Origin of the sequence: Lentzea alba, from assembly GCF_011067745.1 — a bacterium.
GTDB classification, from domain to species: Bacteria; Actinomycetota; Actinomycetes; order Mycobacteriales; family Pseudonocardiaceae; genus Lentzea; species Lentzea alba.
Map to the genome: position 1 here is coordinate 432,495 of NZ_JAAMPJ010000007.1, position 11,265 is coordinate 443,759.

An 11,265-nucleotide genomic window follows, 5' to 3' on the forward strand; every position below is an offset into this window, starting at 1 on the left:
CCCGTCGAGGGCGGCTGATTAAGCACCGACGCTCACTGCATTCATTCCGGCAAGTCCGCCCTGTCGTCCTCGACGAGGGTGAGGATCCGGGAGATCGTGAGGTCCGGTTCCTCCAGGGGCAGCGCGTGGGTGGTCTTCGGCACGATCTCCGCGCGGAGGAGGGGATTGAGCGCCTCGACGCGCGCAGCGACCTCGCGTGAGTTGTGGACGGCGCAGTGTTCGGCGAGCACGAAGTGGACTGGCACGTCGATCGCGCGCAGTTGGTCGTCGGTGAACTCGTACTGTGGCGGGAAGTGCGGTTTGTACTTGAGCCCGCGGAGCAGCAACGGGGCCAGTGTGCGGCGCACGTGGGGATCTCCGGACATGACCCGGCGCAGAATCGGCGCCGGCAGCAGCCAGCGGAACATCTGGCCGAAGCTCCAGAGGACGAACCGCAACCCGATGGTCCCGAAGCCCCCTGGTTCGACGGCGATCACGCTCGCGATCCGGTCGGAGGAGCGCATGGCGAGGTCCAGCGCGATCATGGCGCCGCGGGAGATCCCGACGAGGTGGAACTTCTCGTGGCCGAGGCCGGCGAGCACGTCGGCGAGCCACTCCGCCTGGTCCTGGCCGCTCTGCACGGGACGCGTCTGGACAGAGCGACCCGGTTCGCCGATCGTGTCCACCGCGTACACCGTGTGCCGCTCGGCCAGTTCCGCGACGAAGAAGTACCAGGACAGCGACGTGCCCATGACACCGTGCAGCAGCACGATCGGCGTGCCCTGACCGGTGCCGCTGCGCCGGACCCTGGTCGGCCCGAACCGCGTCTCGACGTCCAGTTCCTCGGCCGGAACGGGCCACTTCCGCAAGATCGCGTCGTACGTGGCGAAGTACCTCTCCTGCGCCTTCTGATCCACGAACTTTCCGAGCATCTCGACCCCCAGACCCGTTTTTCCAATGCAGATGCAATGCTATAGCGGCCGGTCCGTCCTGCCAACAGCGGCCGGTGTGACACAGTGATCACGTGCCGAAACGCGTTGACCACGACGAGAGAAGGCGTGAGATCGCGGAGGCGCTCTTCCGGATCGCGGCGACGCGGAGTCTTCAGGCGGTGACGCTGCGGGCGGTCGCCGCGGAGGCCGGCATCTCGATGTTCCAGGTGCAGTACTACTTCCCCACCAAAGAACAGATGCTGCACTACGCCTGGCAACGCATCACCGAACTGAGCGGCGAGCGGACAGGACGCGGCATCGCCGAGGCGTTCCGGACCGGCGACGAACGCGCCGTCATCCGCGCGTGCCTGCTCGGTGTGCTGCCGACCGACGAACGCACCCGCATGCTGTGCGCGGTGCAGATCGCCTACTTCGCCGTTGACGTCACCCGTGGCGGCCAGGCTCCGGACCAGCAGGCCATGTTCCCCCACCTCGTGCGCCTGCTCGCCGACCAGCTCGAACAGGCCCAGCAGCGCGGCGGCGTTCCGGCGCACTTCGACACCCGGCTGGAGGCCGACGCGCTCGCGACCATGACCGCCGGCCTGCTCAGCGCGATGCTGGTCGAGGCCTACGACACCGAACAGGCGACGCGGATCATCGACTACCGGCTCGGCCACCTGTTCGCCGGTTGAGCCCGCCACTCATCTCATAGATGCGCTCTTCGCAGGCTGGCCACACCACTAGCCTCACCGAGGTGGGCGATGCGTGGAGCGAGTTCCGTCGAGAGGTGTTCGGCGAGCCGTACCTGGTGTGGCACGACGGCGCCGACGTCGGTGCGCTGGTCGCCGAGCACGAGCACCGGCCGGAGCGAGCGGAGCGGATGTTGCGTGCCGGTGTCGCCGATCACGATCATGTCGCGGTCGAGTCGCTGGGCGCTCTGGCCCGCCTCGGCCGTGCGCCGTCGGACGCGGCCGCGTTGCTGCGGTCCGCTCTTCCCTCGGCTCGCGGCGTGTTCCGGGTGCGCACCGCGCAGGTGCTGTGTCAGCTGACCGGCACCGACGAGTACGTGTCCGAGGTGGCCGCGGTGCTCGAAGGCTGCGAGCACTGGGGCGAACGGATCGACGCGGCCATCGCACTCCCGGAGCTGCCGATCACCCCGCGCTCGGTGGCCGCGTTGCACCGCGGGATGCTCGACCCGGAGTACCTGGTGCGCTACCACAGCGGGAACGGCCTGCTCGGGCTGGCCGGACAGGGGTCCGACATCTCGGCTGACGGCAGGTTCGCGCAGGTCAGCGGCAAGGACGCGGCGGCGTGGCGCGCGGTGGCCGATGAGTTGCTCGGCGCATTCGCCACGCGGACTGCCGGGGTGTACGGCGACCGGGCGAGCTTCGCGGTCGAGCTGGGTCCGGCCGACTACGCCGCGCCGCATCGCAGGGCCGCGCGGGTGTACCTGGCAGGCACGCGGCTGCCCGGTGCGGACCGGCCGCACGTGCCGACGCTGCGCAACATCGGCGTGTACACCGACCGGCCGCCCCACTACCCGAACCTGCGCACCACGCTCGAACATCTGGGCTTCACCGAGTTGCCCGAGTCGGTCACGCTCGACGAGGACGAGACCGCGGCCACGTTGGCCGCCGTGACCACGGCGCTCGACTTCGACATCGACGTTTCCCGTTGGTGCGCAACGGATCTCCTGATCGGAGACCGGTCACGCCTCGCGCTGGAGATCGGACCGGCCGACCCGGACGGGCCACAACTGCGCACCTGCACGCTGTGGCTGGACGGCGCCAACGCCACCCGATTCGACAACACGGTGTACGTGCCGCAGTTCGCGAACTCGCTGCGGGCGAACGCTGCCCGTTGCCGATCACGGCGGTTGCAGGACTTCGCGCAGTGGGGCGCCACCACCGACGACCTGGCCGCGGAGTTGCACCCGGACGGCACGCTCCAGTACCGGCTCATCTCACGGATCGATGGCGTCGGCGACCGCGAAGGGGCGGTACGGCTACGTGTCCGCGATGTCGTCGCGGTCCTGGAGAAGGCCGCCGATGTGCTGACGGCCGGGACGTGAGCGCGAAGATCAGGGTTGACGAGCACGGCGGCGGGACAGCGCGGCGCGCACGGGTGGCAGCAGGGCGACGAGGACGAAGATCGCGAGCAGGACTCCCGAGATCGGGCGGGTGAGGAAACCCGTCGGATCACCGTCGAAGATCAGCAACGACCGCCGCAGCGAGTCCTCGAGCAGCGAGCCGAGCACGAAGGCCAGCACGAGCGGGCCCGGGTCGAAGCCGAACTTCTTCATCAGGTAGCCGACGGCGCCGAAGACGATCACCAGCACGATGTCGAAGACGTCGTTGTTGACGGTGTAGACGCCGATCAGGGTGATCAGCACGGTGATGGGCGCGAGGAGGGTCGCGCGCACCCGCAGGATCTTCACGAAGAGCCCCACCAGCGGGATGCTCATGATCAGCAACAGGATGTTGCCGATGTACATCGAGTTGACCACGCCCCAGAACAACTCGGGTTCCTGGGTGACCAGTTGCGGTCCCGGGCTCACGCCGTGGATGAGCAGTGCCCCGAAGATGACGGCCATGGTGGCGTTGGCGGGAATTCCGAGGGTCAGCAACGGGATGAACGACGACGTCGCCGCGGCGTTGTTGGCCGTCTCGGGGGCGGCGACCCCTTCGACCGCTCCCCTGCCGAAGCGTTCGGGTTCCTTGGCGCGGCGCTTCTCCAGTGCGTAGGCCGCCAGTGAGGCGAGCGTCGCGCCGCCGCCGGGCAGGATGCCGAGGACGAACCCGAGCGCGGAGCCGCGGCCGATGGCGCCGGAGGACTGCTTGAGGTCGGCCTTGGCCGGCCAGACGTTCGCGACGGCGACCGGGGCCGGTGTCGCGCGGTGGCGCTCCTCGAGGTTGTGGAGGATCTCGCCGAGGCCGAACAGTCCCATGGCGATCGGCACGAAATCCAGGCCGTCGGCCAGCGACAGGTTGTCGAACGTGAAGCGTTCCGCTCCGGTGAAACCGTCCCGGCCGACGGTGGCCAGCAGCAGGCCGAGGCAGGCGGCGATGACGGCTTTGAGGCGGTGGCCGCTGCTGACGGTCGAGACCAGCAGGATGCCCAGCAGCGCGAGGGCGGTGTATTCGGGCGGCCCGAAGTCGAGGGCGACCCCTGCCACCAGCGGGGCGAGCAGCGACAGGGCCACGATGGACACCGTGCCACCGAAGAAGGAACCGATGGCGGCGATGCCCAGCGCGGTTCCCGCCTTGCCCTGACGGGCGAGCGCGTACCCGTCGAAGACCGTGACGACCGACGACGCCTCGCCGGGCAGGCGCAGGAGGACCGAGGTGATGGTGCCGCCGTACTGCGCGCCGTAGAAGATGCCGGCGAGCATGATGATCGAGGTCACGGGCTCCAGGCCGATGGTGACCGGCAGCAGGATGGCGATGGTCGCCGCGGGACCGAGGCCCGGCAGCACACCGATCACCATGCCGATGACCACACCGATCAGGCAGTACAACAGGTTCGCCGGTTCCAGGACGACGCCGAAACCGTCGATGACGGGAGACAGGTCCACGGACTCTCCTAGAACAGGTGCGGGATGGGAACCGACAGGGCCGCCACGAAGATGACGTAGAAGGCGGCCACCACCCCGGCGCTGCCGATGATCGACGTGCGCCAGCCCTCGTGTCCCAGGAAGCGGAGCCAGACGAAGCAGAGCAGAGCGGCGGGAATCTCGAAGCCGATGTGCTCTACGACGGCGACGAACACGACCATGGTCACCAGGCCGGCGAGCACCAGCCAGCTGCCGCGGGAGAACCGCTCGGCATCGCTGGTTCGCTTGGCTGTCACCAACAACACGACAGCGAGCACCACGAGCACAACGCTCACCAGAAACGGCCACATGCCCGCGTCGGGCGTGCGCGCGCTGCCCACGCCGAGGGACCACGAGCCGAGCAGCGCCGCGGCTCCCAGCAGGATCACCACGGCGGCGACGACGGCGTTGGTGACCGGCCCCGCGGCGGGCGGCCGGAGGTCGTGCTCGGCCTGCTCCACTTCGTGGACCGCGTCGGCCAGACTCAACTCCGCGGGCGGATCGGCCGCGGTCTTGTCCCCGTTCGACCGGGAACCCGGCTCCGTCACTTCTTGCCCAGCGTGATCTTGAACTGGTCGACCACCTTGCGGTAGCCGTCCAGACTGGCGGTCCACTGCTCCCGCAGCTTGGTGCCGTCCACCTCGTTCGGCGTGAGCTGGTTGTCCTCGTTGAACTTCTTGTAGTCGGCGGCTCCGAAGGCCTTCTGGAACGACGCGCGCAGCCGGTCCTGCACGGACTGCGGGGTGCCCTTGGGCGCGAAGATCGCCCGCGACTGCTGCACCGGGATGGTGTAGCCCTGCTCCACCGCGGTGGGAGTGTCGGGCAGATAGGACGGACGCTTCTCGGCGAAGGTCACGATCGGCTTGAGCTTGCCGGCCTTGATCTGCTCGATGGCCTCGCCGAGTTGGATCGAACCGACGTCGACCTGGCCGCCGAGCACGGCGGTCAGCGTGGGCGATCCTCCGTCGAACGGCACGGGCGTGGCGGTGACGCCGGTCTGGGCGAACAACAGCGCCTGTGACAGCTGGCTGCCGGTGCCCACTCCCGTGGTGCCGTAGGTGATCGGCCGACCGGCCTTCTTCAGGTCCTCGACCGTGGCCATGCCCGAGGACGGCGCGGTCACCAGAACGTAGTCGTCCTGGGAGATGCCCGTGATGATCTCGTAGCCGGCGATGTCGATCGCCTCGCCGGGCGGCACGGCGAGCGGTGTGATGTAGGCGAGGCTGCCGTTGTAGACCATCAGCGTGTGCCCGTCGGGCTTCTTGCCCGCCAGTTCCTTCGCGGCCAGAGCACCGTTGGCGCCAGGTTTGTTCTCCACCGTGACGGCCACGCCCAGATCGTCGGAGACGCCTTTGGCGAGGGCTCGGGCGATGAGGTCGGTACTGCCACCGGGGTCCTGGCCGACGTAGATCGTGACCGGCTGCCCACCCGGGAAGTCCTGCGCGCCGGAGTTCGCACCACTTCCCAGGTTGCCTCCGCACGCGGTGGTCGAGAGCGCCAGCCCCAGCGCGAGACTGGCCGCCGCCCATCGGGTAACGCCGTTGTTACCGGTCACGTCGTTCTCCTTTGAGAAGTCGCCACCCAGACTCACTAGTCGGTGAGCACCGTCCGAGGCAGCGAGCCTAGGAGCTTGTTTTCATGTCTGTCCAAATCCGTTGTGGCATGGATGGATACCTTTAGGGCATGAGTTTCACGCTGGAGCAGCTTCGCGGGTTCGTGGCTGTCGCCGAGGAGCGTCATTTCGGCCGGGCCGCCGCCCGGCTCGCGATGACGCAGCCGCCGTTGAGCCGGCAGATCCAGAAGCTGGAACGGGCGGTGGACGCGCAACTGCTGGTCAGGAACAACCGACGGGTCACCCTCACCACGGCCGGGGAGGTGTTCCTGGTGGCGGCCCGGCGACTGTTGTCGCTGGCCGACACCGCCCCGAAACTGGCGAGGCGGGTGTCCTCGGGTTCCACCGGCGTGGTCCGGATCGGTTTCACCGCGGCGTCGGCCTACGGGATTCTCGGCCAGGTGCTCGAGAAGATGGCCGAGCACCTGCCGGACATCGACGTCGACCTGGCCGAGATGGTCACCCGCGAGCAGATCATGGGGCTGGTGAACGAGGAGATCGACCTCGGGCTGGCCCGGCCGCCGTTCGACCGGACGAAGTTCGGCTCCACGTTGCTGTACCGGGAAAGCCTGCTCGTCGCCGTTCCCACCGGCCATCCCCTGCTGGCGCTCGATCGCGACGTGACGGCCGCGGACGTGACCCGCGAGCCGGTGATCATGCACTCCCCCGGCAAAGCGCGCTACTTCTACGATCTGATCGCGGGGGTCGCGCCGATCGCGCACGAGAACACCGTCCACACGGTGAGCCAGGTGCTCACGATGTTGTGGCTGGTGGCCGCCGGGCGGGGCATCGCGTTCGTCCCCGCGTCCGCCGCACGGTTACCCATCGACGGTGTCGGCTTCATCCGGCTGGCCACCGCCGTGCCCGAGCCGGTGGAACTGCACCTGTTGTGGCTCAAGGAATCGGCAAACCCGGCCTTGGGACGGACCGTGCGCGTGCTGGAGGACTGCGTCCCGCTCAGCCACGAACCGCGCCCTTGACGGCATCGGCGATGAACCCTCGGGCGAACAGCACGAACACGACCACCAGCGGCACCACGGCGAGCAGGGCGCCCGCCATCACCATGCTGTAGTCCTGGCCGTAGGACCTGTTCAGTTGTGACAACGCCACCTGCAGCGTCAGGCGGTCCGGGTCGACCAGCACGATCAAGGGCCAGACGTAGTCGTTCCAGGCGGCGATGAACGTGTAGATGCCGAGGAACGACAGGCCCGGCCGGACCGCCGGCAGAGCGACGTGCCAGTACTGCCGGAGAAATCCGCAGCCGTCGAGCCGGGCGGCGTCGAGCAGTTCGTCGGGCACCGCGCGGGAGATGTACTGGCGCATCCAGAAGATGCCGAACGCGTTGGCCGCCGCCGGGACGATCAACGCCTGCAGCTGCCCCGCCCACCCGAGCTTCACCATGACGACGAACTGCGGGATGAGCGCGAGCTGGGCGGGCAGCATGAACATCCCGAGCAACAGTCCGAAGAGGACTCTTCGGCCGGGGAAGTCGAACTTCGCGAAGGAGAACGCCGCGAGCGAGTCGAAGAACAGCACCAGCGCCGTGGTGGCGACCGCGACCACGGCGGTGTTGGCCATCGCCGCGAAGAACGGGATCTTCTCGAAGACGTGCGCGATGTTCGTCGCCAGCTCGGAACCGAAGGTCAGCTTCGGCGGGTACCGGTAGATGTCGCTGGTCATGTTGGTCGCCATCACGACCATCCAGTAGAACGGGAAGAGCGAGAACACGACACCGAAGAGCAGCACCAGGTGAAGTGCGAGCCTGCGCAGAAGCATGCGGTGTCCTCACTCGCTCACGCGGCGTTGGACCAGCCGCCAGTTGATCACTGCGAACAGAACGATCACCAGGAAGACCGCCCACGAGATGGCGGCGCCGTAGCCGAAGTCCCTGTTGTCGAACGCCTGGTGGTAGAAGTACAAGACCATCGTCAGCGCGCCCTGACCCGGCCCGCCCGTGTTCGGGTTCAGCGTCGTGTTGCTGCCGAACAGGACCTGCGACTCGGTGAAGCTCTGCAAGCCGTTCACGGTCGAGACGATGACGGTGAACAGGATGATGGGGCGCAGCATCGGCACGGTGATGCGGAAGAACGTCTGCACCGGACCGGCGCCGTCGACCTTCGCCGCCTCGTAGAGGTCGGACGGGATCGCCTGCATGCCCGCGAGGTAGATGATCGCGTTGTAGCCGGTCCACTGCCACGTCATCACGGAGGCGACCGCGATCTTCATCCCGAACGGATCGGTGAGCCACTCGAAGGCGGGCAGGCCCATCGTCTGCAGGAAGGCGTTGACCAGACCGAAGTTCGTGCTGAAGACCGCGCCGAAGAAGATCGCGACGGCGACCAGCGACGTGATGTTCGGGACGAAGTAGGCGATCCGGTAGACCGAGGTGAACCGCACGGTGGAGTTCAGCATCGCCGCGATCACCAGCGCGAGACACAGGGTCGGCACGGTCGACAGGAACCAGATGACGAAGGTGTTGCGCAGCGCCAGCCAGAACGTGCTGTCCTCCACCAGGAACCGGAACTGGTCGAGGCCGACGAACTCCATCTCGCCGAGGCCGTTCCAGCGGTGGAACGCCAGGTACAGCGAGAACAACACCGGGAACAGCCCGAACACGGCGAAGATCACGAAGAACGGCGAGATCGCGAGGTACTGGGGCCAGTACGACCGCTTCCTCCGCCGTGTCCGGGGTGCGGCCGCGCGCACCGGCGTCCTCCGGTGCGCGTCGGCCAGCGGTGGAGCAGCCAACTCACTTCACCCCGAGACGTTGTCCGACCCGCTTGGCCTCGGCCACGGCGTCCGCCCACGCCGTGTTCGGGTCCTTGCCGCCCGCCTCGATGTTGCCCAGTTCGATGGCGAAGGGCGCCGACACCGCCTGGTCGTTGGGGCTCTCGTACTGGGCGGGGATCTTCTCGGCGGCCGGTCCGAGCACCTGGGTCGGGACCTGACCACCGAGGAACTCCGACGGCGAGGTCAGCGCGGGCATCGTGTACGTCGCGGGGGTCGAGGGGAACAGCGCGGAGTCGGTGAACCCCCTGGCCTGGTTCTCGGGGCTCAGGATCCAGCTGATGATCTTGAACGCCACGTCGGGCTGCTGACACTCCTTGGGAATGGCGAGGAACGAGCCGCCGATGTTGGCCGTCCCACCCGGCCCGGCGGCGACACCCCACTTGCCGGTGGTGTCCTTCGCGGCCGACTGGATGTCCACGGCGACCCAGGACGCGCCGGTGAGGCTCGCGATAGTGCCGTTCGCCAGGCCCGCGTTCCAGTCCGGTGTGCCCGCCTTGGTCTTGGCGTTGATGCCGAGCTGGGTCGCGCGGACCGCCAGGTCCCACGCCTTGCGGATGTGGTCCTGGTCGCCGATGAAACGTTCGTTCTCGTCGATGTAGCGGGCGTTCGCCTGCCCGACGGCCACGTTGTAGACCGCCCACGCCTCCGAGACGATGAACGCGGTGGGCACGGCCTTCTTGAGCTCCACGCCGGCGGCGAAGTAGTCGTCCCAGGTGGACATCTGCGCGGCGACCTTGTCCGGTTCGGACGGCAGCCCGGCCTGGGCGTACACGTCCCTGCGGTAGAAGTGGGCTGTCGGGCCGATGTCGATCGGGAACCCGATCAGCTTGCCGTCCTTGGTCATGCCCTTCTTCCACTTCCACGGCAGGTACTGGCTCGCGAGTTTGTCCGCGCCCAGGTCGAGGAGGTTGTGGAACCGGTCTGCCTGCGGCGTGAACGAGGCGAAGTCCTCACCCTTGATGCCGGTGATGTCGGGGATGAACGTGCCACCGCTGGACATCGTGGTGACCAGCTTCTCCTTGAAGTTGCCGCCGATCTGCTGCGGCCGCAACTCCACCTCGGTGAAGCGGGTGACGGCCTCGTCGACGACCTTCTTGCCGAGCCCGTCCGCCCAGTACCACAGGTCCATGGCCTTGTCGCCGCCCGATCCACCGGACGCCGAGGTCGAGCAGGCGGCCGTGCCGCCCACCGTCATGCCCGCCACGCCGAAGATGCCGAGCTGCAGGATTCGTCGCCGAGACAGTTCCACGGTGCTCCTACCCTTCGAGGGGGTTTAGAGGGATGACGCTGTCGAGGAAGGCGTAGTCGCGCCGCAGTTCGTGGTGCTCGCGTCCGGTTTGGACGGAGTGCCACCAGCGGGCGATGCCCTTCCAGCCAGGTGCCGCGGGGGCACCACCGATCTGCCCGACCGACAGCGCCGCGGCGAGGTTGGCGAACCGGAGTCGTTCGACCAGCGGCCAGCCGGCCAGAGTGGCGGTGACGAGGCTCGCGCCGAACACGTCGCCCGCTCCCGTGGTGTCGACGACGTCCAGGTCCAGTCCTGGCACCGAAGCGCTGTCGCCGGTGGTGGCGTCCACCGCGATGGCGCCGTTGCCACCGAGGGTGATGACGGCGAGCGGCACGAGGTCGCCGAGCCGCGACAACGCGTCGCGGGGGCTGCTGGTGCGGGTGTAGCTCATGGCTTCGCCGGCGTTCGGCATGAACGCGTGGCACAGCGCGACCTGGCCCAGCACCGCGGGTGCCCACTCCTGCGACGGGTCCCAGCCGACGTCGGCGAAGACCAGGCTGCCGCCGGCGAGCGCCTTCTCCAGCCACCTGGCGGGTTCCGGTCCGATGTGGACGATCGCGGCACGGCTGCGGGGCGGATCACCGATCATCTCGTCGGCGCTGATGGGCGGCGGGGTGCCGTGCGTGACGAGTGCGCGGTCGTCGTCGTAGGCGATCGATGCGGTCACCGGCATCGTCCAGCCGGGGAACTGCCTCGACCGCGAGAGGTCGACGCCTTCGGACTCGGCCAGCGTCTGCCGGCAGTGGTCGCCGTGGAAGTCGCCGCCGATGGCCGCCGCCAGCGAGGTGCGCAGGCCGAACCGGCTCAACGTCACGGCGAAGTTCGCGATGCCGCCAGGACCCGAGGCGAGGCCGCGGGTCCACACCTCGGTGCCGGGCGTGGGCGGCTGGTCCAGCCCGGCGAAGACGACGTCGTAGAAGAGCAGACCGGAGAGGAACACGTCGAACTCCGGCTCTTCGATGGGCTGCTCTGCCACGCGCCAGTCCTCCCTGCTCAGGGTCGGTCGGCCAAAGTGTGCAAAATCGTGCGCTCGTTGAGCAGATTTGGCAATACCTGCGCACAAACAACTCAA

11 protein-coding genes are annotated in these 11,265 nt (G+C 68.2%); 3 read left to right on the top strand and 8 right to left on the bottom strand.

Features of this window, described 5'->3' with window-relative positions; genetic code table 11:
- Positions 1-41: 41 nt before the first annotated feature.
- Positions 42-911: an alpha/beta fold hydrolase gene (locus G7043_RS26665; protein ID WP_166050002.1), complete on the bottom strand. Its 870-nt coding sequence runs from the start codon at positions 909-911 to the stop codon at positions 42-44.
- A gap of 92 nt (positions 912-1,003) precedes the next feature.
- On the opposite strand from G7043_RS26665, the gene G7043_RS26670 reads away from it, so the two are divergent.
- Together G7043_RS26670 and G7043_RS26675 are read left to right on the top strand one after the other, a co-directional pair.
- Complete coding sequence (locus tag G7043_RS26670; protein ID WP_166050004.1) at positions 1,004-1,603, top strand: TetR/AcrR family transcriptional regulator; 600 nt, start codon at positions 1,004-1,006, stop codon at positions 1,601-1,603.
- Positions 1,604-1,665: 62 nt separating this feature from the next.
- Positions 1,666-2,982 carry a type II toxin-antitoxin system VapC family toxin gene (locus G7043_RS26675; RefSeq protein WP_166050007.1) on the top strand — a complete coding sequence of 439 codons (1,317 nt, stop codon included), beginning with the start codon at positions 1,666-1,668 and terminating at the stop codon, positions 2,980-2,982.
- Positions 2,983-2,991: 9 nt separating this feature from the next.
- On the opposite strand, the gene G7043_RS26680 is transcribed toward G7043_RS26675, so the two are convergent.
- The 3 genes from G7043_RS26680 to G7043_RS26690 are packed head-to-tail and all read right to left on the bottom strand — an operon-like array spanning position 2,992 to position 6,058.
- On the bottom strand, positions 2,992-4,485 hold the full coding sequence (locus tag G7043_RS26680; RefSeq protein ID WP_166050009.1) for a tripartite tricarboxylate transporter permease: 1,494 nt from the start codon (positions 4,483-4,485) through the stop codon (positions 2,992-2,994).
- 8 nt (positions 4,486-4,493) lie between these two features.
- Positions 4,494-5,051, bottom strand: coding sequence for a tripartite tricarboxylate transporter TctB family protein (locus G7043_RS26685; RefSeq protein ID WP_166050011.1), 558 nt, complete (start codon positions 5,049-5,051; stop codon positions 4,494-4,496).
- Positions 5,048-6,058 carry a tripartite tricarboxylate transporter substrate binding protein gene (locus tag G7043_RS26690; RefSeq protein ID WP_166050013.1) on the bottom strand — a complete coding sequence of 337 codons (1,011 nt, stop codon included), beginning with the start codon at positions 6,056-6,058 and terminating at the stop codon, positions 5,048-5,050. Before G7043_RS26690 ends, G7043_RS26685 begins: the two co-directional genes overlap by 4 nt.
- Positions 6,059-6,186: 128 nt before the next feature.
- Here G7043_RS26690 and G7043_RS26695 point away from each other — a divergent pair, with 128 nt between their 5' ends.
- Positions 6,187-7,095 carry a LysR family transcriptional regulator gene (locus tag G7043_RS26695; RefSeq protein WP_166050015.1) on the top strand — a complete coding sequence of 303 codons (909 nt, stop codon included), beginning with the start codon at positions 6,187-6,189 and terminating at the stop codon, positions 7,093-7,095.
- Here the strand turns inward: G7043_RS26695 and G7043_RS26700 are convergent.
- The 4 genes from G7043_RS26700 to G7043_RS26715 are packed head-to-tail and all read right to left on the bottom strand — an operon-like array spanning position 7,073 to position 11,169.
- Positions 7,073-7,891, bottom strand: coding sequence for a carbohydrate ABC transporter permease (locus G7043_RS26700; RefSeq protein ID WP_166050017.1), 819 nt, complete (start codon positions 7,889-7,891; stop codon positions 7,073-7,075). The genes G7043_RS26695 and G7043_RS26700 overlap by 23 nt on opposite strands.
- A 9-nt stretch (positions 7,892-7,900) precedes the next feature.
- Positions 7,901-8,863 carry a carbohydrate ABC transporter permease gene (locus G7043_RS26705; RefSeq protein WP_207311740.1) on the bottom strand — a complete coding sequence of 321 codons (963 nt, stop codon included), beginning with the start codon at positions 8,861-8,863 and terminating at the stop codon, positions 7,901-7,903.
- A 1-nt stretch (position 8,864) separates the two neighbouring features.
- Complete coding sequence (locus tag G7043_RS26710; RefSeq protein ID WP_207311741.1) at positions 8,865-10,154, bottom strand: ABC transporter substrate-binding protein; 1,290 nt, start codon at positions 10,152-10,154, stop codon at positions 8,865-8,867.
- A 7-nt stretch (positions 10,155-10,161) separates the two neighbouring features.
- On the bottom strand, positions 10,162-11,169 hold the full coding sequence (locus G7043_RS26715) for a carbohydrate kinase family protein (RefSeq protein WP_313888081.1): 1,008 nt from the start codon (positions 11,167-11,169) through the stop codon (positions 10,162-10,164).
- Positions 11,170-11,265 lie beyond the last annotated feature (96 nt).

Excerpts from the sequence above, each read along its gene's own strand:
- G7043_RS26665 (WP_166050002.1), bottom strand. The coding sequence starts at position 911 with ATGCTCGGAAAGTTCGTGGATCAGAAGGCGCAGGAGAGGTACTTCGCC.
- G7043_RS26695 (WP_166050015.1), top strand. The coding sequence starts at position 6,187 with ATGAGTTTCACGCTGGAGCAGCTTCGCGGGTTCGTGGCTGTCGCCGAG.
- G7043_RS26700 (WP_166050017.1), bottom strand. The coding sequence starts at position 7,891 with ATGCTTCTGCGCAGGCTCGCACTTCACCTGGTGCTGCTCTTCGGTGTC.